We start from the raw sequence: 14377 nt of genomic DNA on the forward strand, positions 1-14377 counted from the left end.
CGTGGGGCTGCGTGGCAGCGAGAAATGGATGAGACGGGAGGATCTCGGTCGGGTTCCGACCCGCCTGCCGCTTTCATCCTTGCTGTTCCATAACGGTCATGGCAGGAGTGTGCTGCCTGCCATTGGATCGATCCATGCAACTTGTTGCATACGATCCCGCCATAGGGCGTCGCTTTCGGAACCGTTCAGCTGCAGCGCAACATGCCGCCACGCAAGGCCGGTGCTAGGATCCAGTCACCATCTGAATCGATCCAAATGCCGATGCCCATGCTGGACCGTCGTCTCCTGATCGCCTTCGCCGCCACCGCGATGCTCGCCTCGGGTGCGGCCCTTGCGGCCACGCCGAAAACTGCCGCCGAACGTGCCTATGCCGCGGTCGATCCGTTCATCGGTACCGGCGGGGAGGGGCACACGTACCCGGGCGCGACGGTTCCGTTCGGCATGGTCCAGCTCAGCCCGGATACGCGCATCCAGCCGCGCGAGAAGGCCTATGGCTGGGCAGCCGGGTACCGCTACGACGACAGCAGCATCGTCGGGTTTTCGCACACGCATTTTTCCGGCACCGGCCATTCCGATCTGGGTGACATCCTGGTAATGCCGTTCACCGGCAACCCCGGGCTGGAGCGCGGCGACCCGGAAAAGCCGCGCAGCGGCTACGCATCGCGTTTCCACCATGACGATGAGAAGGCCGAGCCGGGCTACTACGCGGTCACCCTGGACGACTACAAGGTGCGCGCCGAGCTGACCACCAGTGCGCGCGTGGGCGTGCATCGCTATTCGTTCCCGAAGGGTGCCGACGCCAAGGTGCTGCTGGACATGCGCACCAGCATGTACGACTACCCGGGCAAGATCCTGTGGTCACGGGTGCGGGTGCGTGCCGATGGCACGGTGACCGGCTTCCGCGAAACGCGCGGTTGGGCGCCCGGCCGTCAACTGTTCTTCGCAATGCGCTTCTCGCGTCCGATGTCGGGCCACGAATTGCACAGCACCGAGCAGGACATCGTCTACAAGGGGTTCCCGCCGCCGGGCGAGAAGGATCCGGCGCAGCGTGCACAGATCGAGGGCCGGCAACTGGTCGGCACGTTCGCATTCGGCAAGCTGGATGCACCGTTGGTGGTGAAGGTGGCGATCTCGCCGGTCAGCGAGGCCGGCGCCATCGCCAATCTTGATGCGGAAGTGGCCGACTTCGATTTCGACCGCGTGCGCGTGCAGGCGAAACAGGAATGGACGCGGGCCTTGTCGGTACTCGATATCGATGCGCCCGAGCACGCGCGCCGCAGCGCATATACCGCGCTGTACCACACCCTGCTGGGCCCGACGCTGTTCATGGATGCCGATGGCCAGTACCGCGGGCCGGACAATGCGGTGCACAAGGCTGATGGCTTCACCCACTACTCCACGTTCTCGCTCTGGGACACCTACCGCGCGCTGCATCCGTTGCTGACCCTGGTGCAGCCGGAAAAGCGCAACAGCGACTTCATCAATTCGATGCTGGCCCACCATGAGCACAGCCCCTACGGCATGCTGCCGGTGTGGTCGTTCCATGGCCTGGAGGACTGGTGCATGATCGGCTACCACGCGGTGCCGGTGATCGCCGATGCCTACGTGAAGGGCATCCGTGGCTTCGACGCCGACAAGGCACTGAAGGCGATGGTGGAGACCGCCAATTACGGCCCGTATGACGGTATCGCGCAATACCGCGAATTCGGCTATGTGCCGATCGACGAAGAAGGCGAGGCCGCCAGCAAGACGCTGGAGTACGCCTTCGACGACTGGACCATCGCGCGCATGGCTCAGGCGATGGGCAAGACCGATGTGGCGGCGACCTTCGACAAGCGTGCCGGCAACTGGCGCAATGCCTTCGACAAGGACACCGGCTTCATGCGCGCGCGCAAGCGCGATGGCAGCTTCCGCACACCGTTTGATCCGAGCGCCAGTGGCTATGGCACCGACTACACCGAAGGCAATGCCTGGCAGTATTCGTGGTATGTGCCGCAGGACGTGGCTGGACTGGCTGCAGCACATGGCGGCAGTGACAAGCTGCTGGCGCGCCTGGATGAAGTGTTCAATGCAAAGGTTGATCCGTCCATCTTCGAGCACATGGAAGACATTACCGGCCTGATCGGCTGGTATGCGCACGGCAACGAGCCAAGCCACCACGTGGCCTACCTCTATTCGTACGCCGGTCAGCCCTGGCGCACGCAGGCGCGCCTGAAGCAGATCATGGACACCCAGTACGCCGATCGCCCCGATGGCCTGGCCGGCAATGACGACGTGGGCCAGATGTCGGCGTGGTACGTGTTCACCGCGCTGGGTTTCTATCCGGTGGCGCCAGGTTCGGGCGAGTACATCCTGGGCCGTCCGTTCCTGCCGAAGACCGCGATGCGTCTTCCGAACGGGAAGACCTTCACCATCGTGGCCGAGGGGTTGGACGACGCGCATACCTATGTGGGCAGTGTGAGCCTCAATGGCAAGCCGCTGCAGCGCACGTTCCTGCGCCATGACGAGATTCTGGGCGGTGGCGAACTGCATTTCACCATGCAGGCCGAGCCGAACAAGGATTGGCCGGGGCAGGGCGCACAGGCACCGTATTCGATGAGCCGGTGATGCGATCCTGGCAGGTGCCAACCTTGGTTGGCACACGGGACGTCAACGGCGCCAAACAAGGTTGGCGTCTACCCAAGCACCGCGCCAACGGCAGCCGAGCGTGGGTTCGGCTCTACAGGGCAGGTTCGGCAACGGTCAGGTGAACCGCAATCCCACCCGCGCGCCACCGATCGGTGCCGTATCAATCACCATAGCCGCGCCGTGCCGTTGCGCGATCTCGGCCACGATCGCCAGCCCCAATCCACACCCATCGCCTTCGCTGCTCACGCGGTAGAAGCGTTCCGTGACACGGCCGCGCTCGGCCTCGGCGATGCCGGGGCCATCATCGTCCACCCACACTTGCACGCGGTCGGCATCCTGCTGCACACCCAGCGTGATCACGCCGCGCACTGCGCCATAGCGCAATGCGTTGTCCAGCAGGTTGCCCAGTGCCTCGCGCAACAGCTGCGGGTCACCCTGCACCGGCACCCCGTCATCGGGCCCGTCGTAACCCAGGTCCACGCCTGCGGCCAGTGCCCGGTCGGCGTAGCGCTCCACGACGCCACGCGCCAATCCGGCCAGTTCCACCGCCTGCAACGGCAGCGCACCGCCGTGCGAATCCTCGGAACGGCTGAGCATCAACAGCTGGTTCACCAGATGCTGCAGCCGCGCCAACCCCGCCAGCGTGCCGGACAAGGCCAGTTGCTGCGCCTGCGGATCATGCTGGCGCAATGAGCTTTCAAGTTCGACCTGCATCGCCGCCAGGGGCGTGCGCAGCTGGTGCGCGGCATTGCTGACGAAACGTCGCTGCGCAGCCTGCATGGCGTCCAGGCGTTGCAGCAGCGCGTTGTAGGCCTCCACCGCAGGCCACAGTTCGCGCGGCGCTTCCTGCGCCGGTTCCAGCGGCGCAAGCGGATCCGGCCGCGGGCTGGCCAATCGCCGCGCGACCTGGTTGGCGTGCCGGGCGGCGGCGCCGGTGCCCGACCAGGCCAGCCATGCGGCCAGTGCCAGGATCGCGGTCTGGAACGGGATGCTGGTCATCAGCAGCTTGCGTTCAAGGCGATGGCGCTTGCGCAGCGTTTCGGCCACGCGCAGGCGGATGTCATGGCCTGGCCCGGCGCTGACCACCACTTCCACCATGCGCACCGCCTGGCCGCGCAGGCGTGCGTCGTAGTAGACCGCGTCGTTGCCATCGGCGGCGACCGTTGGGCGCGGCAATGCTCCGGGCAGATCGCCATACAGGCGCCCGCCCGCGGCGTCGACTACCTCGCCATGCACTTCGTCGGCGGTGTCCCAGGTGAACATGCGCGAGACCGCCGGCGTGATCTCGATGGAAACTTGGTCGTCCTGCACCTTCACCAGTTCGGACAACGACATCGCCGAGTCCAGCAGCCAGCGGTCGTAGACCTGGCCGGCATAGAAGCGGGCCAGCGCGAACGAGCCGACCGCGCTGCACAGCATCAACACCAGCAGCGGCAGCCACAGGCGACGCAGCAGCAGGCCGCGAAGGCTGTGCACTCGCTCAGTCACCACCGGCCTCCAGGCGGTAGCCGAGGCCGCGCAGCATGCGGACGCCAACGCCGGCACGCGCCTGTTCCAGCTTGCGGCGCAGGCGGCTGACATGCACCTCGATCACCGACAGGTTGGCTTCGTGGTCCCAGCTGTACAACGCATCGAACAGGCGCTGCTTGGTGACAGTGCGACCGGGATGCTGCATCAGGGCATCGACCAGCGCCAGCTCGCGCGCGGTCAGTTCGATGCGCTGGCCATCCACCTGTACTTCATTGCGGATGCTGTCGAAGCACAGGCGCCCGAGCCGCTTCTGCGCCGGCGCGTCGCTGCGCCGGCGTGACAACGCGCGCAGGCGTGCTTCCAGCTCACCCAGTGCGAACGGCTTGGCCAGGTAATCGTCGCCACCCCGGTCCAGCCCAAGGATGCGGTCCTCCACGCCGTCGCGTGCCGTCAGGATCAGCACCGGCAGGGTGACGCCATCGTTGCGCAGCCGCGACAGCAGGTCCATGCCATCGACGTCGGGCAGCGAGAGGTCCAGCACCATCACGTCATACGGTGCGCTGGCCAACGCTGCGGGCGCGTGCAACCCGCGCGAAAGGTGGTCGCATAGATGACCGGCGCCCTGCAGGGCGCGGATCAGTCCATCGGCCAGAGCGGCATCGTCTTCGATCAGCAGGATTCGCATTGCAAGCTTCGTGCAAGGTTGGGGCAAGTTTGGCGCAAGTGCATCACCTTACCGTGACGCGCATGAACTTCACCTCTTGTCTCGTGGCCGTACTCGCCACTCTTTGGTGCGCGCCCTCGGCTTCGGCGTTGTCCCTGCAGGAAGCACAGCGTGCAATGGAAGCACACAACCCGGACCTGCGCGCGGCGGCGCTGGAACTACGCGGGGCGCAGGGCGATGCGCAGACAGCGGCATTGCGCCCGGCCACCGAGCTGTCGATCGGCACCAGCAAGATCAGCCCCAAGCAGGGCATCGGCCCCGGGCGCTGGCAGGACAAGCGGATGGACAGCACCGTGGGCCTGGGCTGGACCTGGGAACGCGGTGGCAAGCGCGCGTTGCGCGTCCGCCAGGCTGATGCGCTGCTGGAAGTGGCCGGGCTGGAGATGCTGGATACCCGGCGCCGACAGCAGGTGGCGCTGCATGAAGCCTACTTCGGCCTGAAGGGCGCACAGGAGCGGGCGCAGATTGCCGAGGCCAACCGCCAGAGTTCGGCCGAACAGATGGCCGCTGCCGACAAGCAGGTCGCAACCGGAGCGATGGCGCCGGTGGATCGTGCGCGGCTGGCGGTGGACGACCTTGCCGTAGCCGACGCGGCGCGCGAGGCGGCGCTGGATCTGCGCGATGCGCGGCACACGCTGGGCCTGTTGCTCGGTCGCGATGACAGCGGCGAGCTGAGTGCCGATGACGCGTGGCCGGACGCCGCCGGTGTGGCCGGTACGCCGGCATTCGATCCGCAGCAGCGCGCCGATCTGCGCGCGGCGCGCTCGCGCCTGGCCGCCGCCGATGCCGGCGTGGCGCTGGCACGCAGCGAGCGCCACCGCGATATCCAGCTGGGCGTGGAGGCGGAGCGGGAGCCGACCGATATCAACGGTGTCACCTGGGGCGTGTCGTTGACCATTCCACTCGGCGGCCCATCGCGTGCGCGCGGTGCCATCCAACGTGCCGAAGCCGACCGTGACAGCGCGGCGCTCGAGCTGCAGGTGCGGCAGCGCGAAGCGCGCGCCGAGCTGGACCAGTTGCTGGCCAGCGCGCAAGCCGCCACGCAGCGCCGCACCGACTATGAAGGCCTGCACGCCGACGCCGCGCGCAAGGCGGTGCAGGGCATCGAGCTGGCGTACCGCCGTGGCGCCGCCAGCCTGACCGACCTGCTGGATGCGCGCCGTAGCTGGCGCGACTTCGAGGGCGCGCTGATCGAAGCACGCGCCGACCATGCCATTGCCCTGGCGCGCTGGGAAGCGGCCACATCCGTTGCTGAAGGAGAATCCCGATGAAGTCCACTGTCGCCCATCGCCTGCGGGCGCGACATGCCGTGCTGCCGGCGTTGCTCGCGCTGGCCCTGCTCAGCGGCTGTGGTCGTGAGCCGGCCTCGTATACCGAGGATGCGCCGCAGGTCAGTGCCGGGCAGATCCAGTTCCCGGCCGACAGCCGCCAGTTGGATGTGCTGCGGAGCGAGGCGGTGACCGCTGGTGCCAGCGCCAGCCTGCAGCTGCCGGGCCGGGTGGTCTGGGATGAAACCCGCTCCAGTGCATTGCGTACGCCGCTGCCGGGGCAGGTGGCGCGGATCGAGGCGAAGCCGGGGCAGCAGGTGAAGGCCGGCCAGGTCATCGCCTGGATCACCTCGCCGGAATTCGGCCAGGCCCAGTCCGAAGGCGCGCGTGGTCGCGCCGAACTGCAGCAGGCGCGCAAGGAGCTGGAGCGCACCCGCGAGCTGCACGCCGCGGGCGTAGCATCCGGCCGCGAACTGGATGAGGCCGAGGCCAACTTCGCCGGCAGCCAGGCCGATCATGCGCGCGCGACCGCCTTCGCCAAGGCCTATGGCAATGGCCAGCATGTCGACCAGCGCCTGCCGCTGCGCGCGCCCATCGACGGCGTGCTGGTGGAGCGGCGGATGAGCCCGGGCATGGCGGTCAGTCCCGACAGCGAGCAGCCGTTGGCGGTGATCGGTGACCCGGATCGCCTGTGGCTGTTGCTGGACATTCCCGAAAGCCTGGCCGGGCGACTGAAGGCCGGCATGCAGGTGAGCGTGCGCGGCGCCGACGGCACGCCCCTGCAGGCCACGCTGCAGCACGTGGACGACTTCGTCGACAGCGAGCGCCGCGTGGTGCAGGCACGCGCTGAGCTGGACAACCGCACCCGCGGATTCAAGGCCGGGCAGTACGTGCGCGCACAGGTGGCGTTGCCGGCGGAGGGCGGCGTCAGCCTGCCGGATGCGGCGGTGCTGCTGATCGATGGCAGGCAGGTGGTGTTCGTGGAAGAGGGCAAGGGGCGCTTCGTGCGCCGTGCCGTGCATGCCGAAGAACTCGGTGACGGCCGCCTGTGGGTACGCGATGGCCTGGTTGCTGGCAGCCGGGTGGTGGTCGAGGGCGGGCTGCTGCTGCAGCAGCTGGTGGACAGCGCACCGATTGCTGCAACCACCGGCAGCGGCACGGGGCACACCGCGCCATGATCGATCGCCTGATTGCCTATTGCCTGCGCCAGCCGTTGATGGTGATGCTGGCGTTGCTGTTGTTCATCGGCGCCGGCATCGCCGCGTTCCGCGTGTTGCCGGTGGAAGCCTTCCCGGATGTGTCCGACACCCAGGTGACGGTGGTCTCGCTGCATCCCGGTCGTGCTGCCGAGGAAGTAGAACGTGAGGTGACGATGCCGTTGGAGGTGGCGTTGTCCGGTATCCCGCATTCGGTACGGGTGTTCTCGCATACGCAGTTCGGCCTGTCGATGATCATCCTGACCTTCGATGACAAGGCCGATGACTATTTCGCGCGCCAGCAGGTGCTGGAGCGGCTGCAGGGCGTGGAACTGCCGGAAGGGGTGACGCCGGAGCTGGAGGCGATGAGCTCGGCGGTGGGCGAGATCTACCGCTACGTGCTGAAGGGACCGCACATGACGTCCACCCAGCTGCGTACCACCCAGGAATGGGTGATGGAGCGCAGCCTGCGCACGGTGCCGGGCGTGGCCGATGTGATCAGCTTTGGTGGCTTCGCGCGCACGTTCCAGGTCAAGCCGGATCTGGACAAGTTGCGTGACCGCGGTATCAGCCTCGGCGAGTTCGCCGAAGCGCTGGAGAAGGGCAGTTCGAATGCGGGCGGCGGCTACGTGGAGCGCGGCCAGCAGCAGTTCCTGATCCGCGGCGTGGGCCTGATGCGCTCGCCGGCCGACATCGGCAACGTGGTGGTAGCGCAGCGTGGCGGAACGCCGATCCTGGTACGCGATCTTGCCGGCATCACCGACACCGGCCTGCCCCGGCAGGGCCTGGTCGGCCAGGACGACAACGACGACGCGGTGTTCGGCATGGTGCTGATGCGCAAGGGCGAGAATCCGTCCGATGTGCTCGACGCCCTGCATAAGCGCATCGCCGAGATCGAAGCGAACCAGCTGCCGGCCGGGGTCAGCATCGAGCCGTTCTACGACCGCTCGTGGCTGGTCTCGACCACATTGAAAACCGTGTTCCGCAATCTGCTGGAAGGCGCGGTGCTGGTGTTCCTGGTGCTGTGGCTGTTCCTGTACAACGCCCGCGCGGCGCTGATCGTGGCGGCGATGATGCCGCTGGCGTTGCTGTCCACCTTCCTCGGCCTGCACCTGTGGGGCGTGCCGGCCAACCTGCTGTCGCTCGGTGCGATGGACTTCGGCATCATCATCGATGGCGCGGTGATCGTGACCGAGCACATCGTTTCGCGACTATCGAAGCTGCCGCCCAACGCCGACAGGAAGACACGCTTCTCGACCATCCTGTCGGCGGCATCCGAAGTGGGGCGACCGACGTTCTTCTCGATGATGATCATCATCGCCGCGCACATCCCGATCTTCACTCTGCAGCGCCAGGAGGGTCGCATGTTCGCGCCGATGGCGTACTCGGTGACCTCGGCGCTGATCGGTGCGTTGATCCTGGCGTTGACCGTGGTGCCGCTGTTCTGCTTCTGGTGGCTGCGGCGCGACCGCATGCGTGACGGCAATCCGCTGATGGACCGCCTGACCGGTTGGTACAAGCCGGTGCTGGAGCGCGCCCTGGCGCGACCACGTGCAGTGGTGCTGACTGCGGTGGCGCTGCTGGTCGCCACGCTGGCGCTGGGCACGCGGCTGGGCTCGGAGTTCCTACCGGAGCTGGACGAGGGTTCGATCTGGTTGACAGCCACGCTCGACCCCAGCACCAGCCTGGCCGAGGCGCAGCAGCAGTCGCGGCGCATCCGCGAGCTGGTCGGCACCTTCCCGCAGGTGTCGACGGTGGTGGCCAAGCTCGGCCGCCCGGAAGACGGCTCCGATGCCAAGGGCGCCAACCAGATCGAGGCACTGGTAGCACTGAGACCAGAGAAGGAGTGGCCGAAGGGCGTGGACAAGCGGCAGCTCGTGAGTGACCTGCAACGCACCTTGGAGCAACGCATTCCGGGCCCGGAGTTCTCGATCTCGCAGCCGGTGCGCGACAACATCCTGGAGAGCATTTCGCAGATCAAGGGCCAGGTGGTGATCAAGGTCAGCGGCTCGGACCTGGAGGTGCTGAACCGGCAGGCGCAGGCCATCCTGGCCCAGGTGCGCGGCGTGGAGGGCGTGGAGAGTGCCTTCATCGACCGTGATGGCTCGCTGCCGCAGCTGCAGATCGAGATCGATCGCGACCGTGCCGCGCGCTACGGCCTGAACGTGCGGGACGTCGACGAGGTGATCGAGACCGCGCTGGGCGGACGTCAGGTGGGCGAGCTGTGGGAGGGCGACCGCAAGTTCCCGATCACGCTGCGACTGGACGACGCCGACCGTGACCTGCAGCGCCTGCGCACGGTGCCGGTGGGCATCGGCGATGGCCATACGGTGACGCTGTCCGACGTGGCCGACTTCCGCATGGCCAGTGGCGCGATCAATATCTCGCGTGAGAACGCACAGCGGGTAAAGGCGGTCAGCATCTTCATCGCCGGGCGTGACATGGGCAGCGTGGTGGCCGACATGCGCAAGCGCGTGGATGCGAACGTGCAGCTGACGGAGGGTTACCGGCTGGAGTGGTCCGGTGAATTCGAGAACCAGCAGCGCGCGATGAAGAGGCTGGGTTGGGTGATTCCGTTGTCGGTGCTGCTGATCTTCGTGCTGCTGTTTGATGCCTTCAAGGACATCAGCAGTGCAGCACTGATCCTGGCCAACGTGCCGCTGGCGATGATCGGCGGCATCCTGGCGCTGTGGCTGACCGGCATTCCGCTGTCGGTGTCGGCGGCGATTGGATTCATCGCCTTGTTCGGGCAGGCGGTATTGAACGGGGTGGTGATGCTCAGTCGATTTGCACAGCTGCGCGAACAGGGCATGGATCTGCTGCAGTCGGTGGTGCAGGGCTCGCTGCAACGCCTGCGCACGGTGCTGATGACCGCGCTGCTGGCGATGTTCGGCCTGCTGCCGATGGCCACCTCGCACGCGATCGGTGCCGAGACCCAGAAGCCGCTGGCGGTGGTGGTGATCGGCGGCCTGCTGTCGGCGATGCTGCTGACCCTGCTGGTGTTGCCCACGCTGTACTACTGGGTGCATCGCCGCCGTGAGGCCCGTTCCGCCTGACCACACTGTAGAGCCGAGCCCGAGCTCGGCTGCTTCTGGTCTTCGCGCCACGAGCAGCCGAGCACGGGCTCGGCTCTACAGGGGCTCCACGGGCTGCGTGGATACGATGGGCTGCCACGGGTTCCCAGCCAGATCCACGACATGCGTGGATGCCCTCCGCGCGATCTACACCATCCCACCGTTGGCGCGCAGCACCTGGCCGTTGATCCATCCGCCTTCGGTACCGGCCAGGAACCCCACTGCACCGGCAATGTCCTCCGGCGTACCCAGCCGTTCCAGCGGGTTCATCTTCGCCAGCCGCTCGATCAGCTCCGGCGATTTGCCATCCAGGAACAGCTCCGTGGCGGTCGGGCCAGGTGCCGCTGCGTTCACGGTGATGTTGCGCCCTCGCAGCTCCTTGCTGAGGATCGCCCCCATCGTTTCCACGGCTGCCTTGCTGGCGGCATACACGCTGTAGTTCTCCAGCTTGATGCCGACCACGCTGGTGGACAGGGTGATCAGCCGGCCACCGTCGCGCACGCGTCGCGCGCTTTCACGCAGCACATTGAAGGCGCCCTTGAGGTTGATGCCGATCACCCGCTCGAACAGGGCGTCGTCGGTGTCGGCCAGTGGTGCCAGCTGCAATACGCCGGCGCTGTTGACCACCACGTCGATGCCGCCGAAACGGGCCTCGATGGCGTCGAACAGCTGGTTGACCGCCTGTGAATCGACCACGTCGGCCTGCAACGCGATGGCCTGCGTGCCGGCTGCGTTGAGTTCGGCCGCCAAGGCTTCGGCGTCGTCGCGGCGCCCTGCATAGTTGATCGCGACGGAGTGGCCATCGGCGGCCAGGCGGCGGGAGATGGCGGCGCCGATACCACGGGAGCCGCCCGTGACCAGGGCAACGCGGCGGACGGGGGAGGTAGGCATGGTGGATTCCAGCGGGACACGCCGGAGCGGCGCAGGACCATCTTCGCCACATCGCGGGCCCGGATAATCCTGCATAATCCGCCAACATTATCCGGATACGCGAACAATGGACCGTTTCACGGCAATGCGCGCCTTCGTCCGTATTGTCGAGCGCCGCAGCTTCACGCGTGCCTCCGAAGACCTGGGCCTGCCGCGCGCCACGGTGACCGATGCGATCAAGGCGTTGGAAACGCGGCTGGGCGTGCGCCTGTTGCACCGGACCACGCGGTTGGTGGTGCCGACGATGGAAGGCGAGGCCTTCTACGGCCGTTGCCTGCGCCTGATCGCCGACATGGACGACGCTGAAGCCGCGTTCCGTGACGTGCCTCCGCGCGGCCCGCTGCGAATCGAGGTGCATGGCACGCTGGGGCGCCATCTGCTGCTTCCACACCTGCCGGCGTTCCTGCAGCGCTACCCGGAGATCGAACTGGAGATCAGCGAGGGCGACCGCTATGTGGATCTGCTGCGTGAGGGTGTGGACGCGGCGCTGCGGGTCGGCGCGCTGGCCGACAGTGATCTGGCGGCGCGGCGGTTGACGATGCTGGGTGAGGTCACGGTGGCCTCGCCAGGCTACGTGCAGGACAGGGGCCTGCCGGGCAGCATCGAATCCCTGCTGCAAGGCCACGAAATGGTCGGCTATCGCTCCAGTGCCACCGGCCAGCTGATTCCGCTGGAGTTCCAGCAAGGCATGCAGGTGCGTTATGTGCCGCTCCCCGCACGGGTGCGTGTTTCCGGCGCGGATGCGTTCCTGGGCGCCGCGCTGGCGGGGCTGGGAATCATCCAGGCACCGCGCTACCGGATGGACCCGTACATCGCGCGTGGGCAACTGCTCGAACTGCTGCCGGAGGTGCCGCCGACGCCGAGTCCGTTGAACTTGGTCTACCTGCGCAGCCGCACACCATCGCCACGCCTGCGGGTATTCATTGATTGGGTGGCCGGTGTGTTTGACCCGACAGGGGTTGCGGGCCAGCGGCCGGCACTACCGGGCTGAGGTGCTCGGCAGCACCAGCTCGAAAAAGGTGCCGGTGTCATCTGACGCAACACTCACGCTGCCGCCGTGCGCCTGTGCAATCGCGCGGGTGATCGCCAGGCCTAGTCCGGCACCTTCATGGCGGCCACGTTCGGTGCGGTAGAAGCGATCGAACAGGCGCGGCAGCGCTTCGGCGGCGATCGGCGTGCCAAGGTTGTGCACACTGACCCTGCACACGCCATCGGCCACGACCAGCCGCACCCGCACTTCGCTGCCCACGGCTGCGTGCTTCAACGCGTTGGACAGCAGGTTGGCAATCGCCCGGTGCAGCATCAAGCGGTTGCCTTCCACGCTCGCCACACCTTCGCGGCGCAGGGTCAACTGCCGGTCCCCGGCCAGAAGCTCGTAGAACTCCAGCAGCGAATCCACCACCCCATCCAGCGCCACTGGCTCGCGCGAGGGCAGTGCACCCGGCGCTTCGGCCTGCGCCAGGTACAGCAGGTCACCCACGGTCTGCGCCAGCTGCTGCAGTTCCTCGGCGCAGGACGCCAGCGTCTCGCGATAGGCCTCGTTGCTGCGCGGGTGCGCCAGCACCACCTGCACCTGGGTCAGCATGTTGGTGATCGGTGTGCGCAGTTCATGGGCGAGATCACCGGAGAACTCGGTCAGCCGCGCGAAGTCCTGCTGCAGGCGCGCCAGCATCCCGTTGAGCGTCTGCGCCAGCTGTTCCAGTTCGGCCGGTGCACTGCGTGCACTCAGCCGGTGCTGCAGCCGGCCGGCGGTGATCTGCCGGGCCTCATCGGCCAGCGCGCGCAGCGGCCGCAGCGTGCGCCGAACCACGTAGCCGCCGAGCAGGCTGCTGGCCACCGCGGCGCCAATGATGGCGATTGCAAGAAGATGGCGGAAGCTCTGCAGGAAATCGGCATGGCGGTCGTCATCGATGGCCAGCAGGGTGACCAGCCGGCTGCCGTCGGCCAGGGTCTGGCGCAGGTGCAGAGCATGCATGCAGCGGCCATCGGCGAGGATCCAGTCGTGTCGTCGTGGCGCGGCGTCGATCGGCTGGCTGCGTGCATGCTCGCGCAGCAGTGCCGGTGCGGTGGAAAACAGCACCGCGCCGTTCCCATCAACAATGTGGAAGGCGATATCCGGATGGTGGCCCAGTGCCTCCGCCAATCGCTGCCCGCGTGCGGATGCAGGTCCGTTGCCGGCCAGGTCACGGATCAACGCTACCTTGTTCTCCAGTTCGCTGAAGTCCTGGGCCACAAGGTCGTGGCGGGCGCTGACATAGATCGCCACGCCCAATGCGGCCAGCACCAGGGTGGCCACGATGGCGAACAGCAGCGTCAGCCGTAACGCAATGGAACGGCGCAGGCTCATCCGTTGCTCACAGTGCCGTCGTCCGGTGCCTCGAGCACGTAGCCCATGCCGCGCACGGTGACGATCAGCTTGGCGTCGAAGTCATCGTCGATCTTCGCGCGCAGGCGGCGGATCGCCACGTCGATCACGTTGGTGTCGCTGTCGAAGTTCATGTCCCATACCTGCGAGGCGATCAACGAGCGCGGCAGCACTTCGCCGCGCCGCCGCGCCAGCAGTTCCAGCAGGGTGTATTCCTTCTGGCTGAGGGGGATGCGCTGGCCGCCGCGTTCGACCCGGCGGCGCAGCGTGTCTACCACCAGGTCGGCGATGACGATGCGTTCGGCCTGCGGCAGCGCCTGGCCACGACGCAGCAGGGTGCGCACGCGCGCCAGCAGCTCGGCGAAGGCGAACGGCTTGGCCAGGTAGTCATCCGCGCCCAGCTCCAGGCCCTGCACGCGGTCGGCGATGCTGCTGCGCGCGGTGAGGAACAGCACCGGCACCTGCCATCCGGCCTCGCGCAGCCGCGACAGCACGTTCCAGCCATCCAGGCCGGGCAGCATCACGTCGAGGATGACCAGCTGGTACTCGCCGCTGCCGGCCAGGTGCAGCCCGTCGACGCCGTTGCAGGCGAGGTCGACCACGTAGCCGGCCTCGATCAGGCCCTGGCGCAGGTAGTTGCCGGTCTTGGGTTCGTCTTCGACGATCAGCAGTTTCATGGTGTGCCCATCATCGCAGCTTGAGCCCGTGCTGGAACGGATGAA

Annotated in this window: 10 protein-coding genes; 5 read left to right on the top strand and 5 right to left on the bottom strand. The window is 67.1% G+C overall.

The genetic code is table 11. The annotated features are described in order from the left end of the window. Positions 1-255: 255 nt before the first annotated feature. The gene (locus tag ACZK0Z_RS10625) at positions 256-2607 is read left to right on the top strand and encodes a GH92 family glycosyl hydrolase (protein ID WP_197631896.1); all 2352 of its coding nucleotides are present in this window, start codon (positions 256-258) and stop codon (positions 2605-2607) included. Positions 2608-2742: 135 nt separating this feature from the next. On the opposite strand, the gene ACZK0Z_RS10630 is transcribed toward ACZK0Z_RS10625, so the two are convergent. Next, positions 2743-4116, bottom strand: coding sequence for a sensor histidine kinase (locus tag ACZK0Z_RS10630; protein ID WP_049426856.1), 1374 nt, complete (start codon positions 4114-4116; stop codon positions 2743-2745). Further along, positions 4109-4783: a response regulator gene (locus ACZK0Z_RS10635; RefSeq protein ID WP_197631897.1), complete on the bottom strand. Its 675-nt coding sequence runs from the start codon at positions 4781-4783 to the stop codon at positions 4109-4111. Before ACZK0Z_RS10635 ends, ACZK0Z_RS10630 begins: the two co-directional genes overlap by 8 nt. 62 nt (positions 4784-4845) lie before the next feature. Here ACZK0Z_RS10635 and ACZK0Z_RS10640 point away from each other — a divergent pair, with 62 nt between their 5' ends. From ACZK0Z_RS10640 to ACZK0Z_RS10650, 3 genes are read left to right on the top strand one after another with little or no spacing between them, the layout of a single operon-like run. Further along, positions 4846-6093, top strand: a complete 1248-nt coding sequence (locus ACZK0Z_RS10640) for a TolC family protein (protein ID WP_197631898.1) — start codon at positions 4846-4848, stop codon at positions 6091-6093. Further along, positions 6090-7268: an efflux RND transporter periplasmic adaptor subunit gene (locus tag ACZK0Z_RS10645; protein WP_197631899.1), complete on the top strand. Its 1179-nt coding sequence runs from the start codon at positions 6090-6092 to the stop codon at positions 7266-7268. Before ACZK0Z_RS10640 ends, ACZK0Z_RS10645 begins: the two co-directional genes overlap by 4 nt. Beyond that, entirely contained in the window at positions 7265-10342 is a 3078-nt protein-coding gene (locus tag ACZK0Z_RS10650; protein WP_197631900.1) for an efflux RND transporter permease subunit, read from the top strand. Before ACZK0Z_RS10645 ends, ACZK0Z_RS10650 begins: the two co-directional genes overlap by 4 nt. Before the next feature lie 165 nt (positions 10343-10507). On the opposite strand, the gene ACZK0Z_RS10655 is transcribed toward ACZK0Z_RS10650, so the two are convergent. Then, positions 10508-11251 (bottom strand): SDR family oxidoreductase, encoded by a 744-nt coding sequence (locus tag ACZK0Z_RS10655; RefSeq protein ID WP_478449610.1) that lies wholly within the window; start codon positions 11249-11251, stop codon positions 10508-10510. 106 nt (positions 11252-11357) lie between these two features. Between ACZK0Z_RS10655 and ACZK0Z_RS10660 the strand changes: the two genes are divergently transcribed. After that, positions 11358-12281 carry a LysR family transcriptional regulator gene (locus ACZK0Z_RS10660; RefSeq protein ID WP_197619271.1) on the top strand — a complete coding sequence of 308 codons (924 nt, stop codon included), beginning with the start codon at positions 11358-11360 and terminating at the stop codon, positions 12279-12281. Here the strand turns inward: ACZK0Z_RS10660 and ACZK0Z_RS10665 are convergent. Further along, positions 12270-13637, bottom strand: coding sequence for a heavy metal sensor histidine kinase (locus ACZK0Z_RS10665; RefSeq protein WP_049426825.1), 1368 nt, complete (start codon positions 13635-13637; stop codon positions 12270-12272). The two genes, ACZK0Z_RS10660 and ACZK0Z_RS10665, sit on opposite strands and share 12 nt — an antisense overlap. Continuing rightward, entirely contained in the window at positions 13634-14332 is a 699-nt protein-coding gene (locus ACZK0Z_RS10670) for a heavy metal response regulator transcription factor (protein WP_049409535.1), read from the bottom strand. Before ACZK0Z_RS10670 ends, ACZK0Z_RS10665 begins: the two co-directional genes overlap by 4 nt. Positions 14333-14377 lie beyond the last annotated feature (45 nt).

It is taken from the genome of Stenotrophomonas sp. 116085_Sma, from assembly GCF_056479585.1.

Excerpts from the sequence above, each read along its gene's own strand:
- ACZK0Z_RS10625 (WP_197631896.1), top strand. The coding sequence starts at position 256 with ATGCCGATGCCCATGCTGGACCGTCGTCTCCTGATCGCCTTCGCCGCC.
- ACZK0Z_RS10660 (WP_197619271.1), top strand. The coding sequence starts at position 11,358 with ATGGACCGTTTCACGGCAATGCGCGCCTTCGTCCGTATTGTCGAGCGC.
- ACZK0Z_RS10645 (WP_197631899.1), top strand. The coding sequence starts at position 6,090 with ATGAAGTCCACTGTCGCCCATCGCCTGCGGGCGCGACATGCCGTGCTG.
- ACZK0Z_RS10655 (WP_478449610.1), bottom strand. The coding sequence starts at position 11,251 with ATGCCTACCTCCCCCGTCCGCCGCGTTGCCCTGGTCACGGGCGGCTCC.
- ACZK0Z_RS10665 (WP_049426825.1), bottom strand. The coding sequence starts at position 13,637 with ATGAGCCTGCGCCGTTCCATTGCGTTACGGCTGACGCTGCTGTTCGCC.
- ACZK0Z_RS10670 (WP_049409535.1), bottom strand. The coding sequence starts at position 14,332 with ATGAAACTGCTGATCGTCGAAGACGAACCCAAGACCGGCAACTACCTG.
- ACZK0Z_RS10640 (WP_197631898.1), top strand. The coding sequence starts at position 4,846 with ATGAACTTCACCTCTTGTCTCGTGGCCGTACTCGCCACTCTTTGGTGC.
- ACZK0Z_RS10650 (WP_197631900.1), top strand. The coding sequence starts at position 7,265 with ATGATCGATCGCCTGATTGCCTATTGCCTGCGCCAGCCGTTGATGGTG.
- ACZK0Z_RS10635 (WP_197631897.1), bottom strand. The coding sequence starts at position 4,783 with ATGCGAATCCTGCTGATCGAAGACGATGCCGCTCTGGCCGATGGACTG.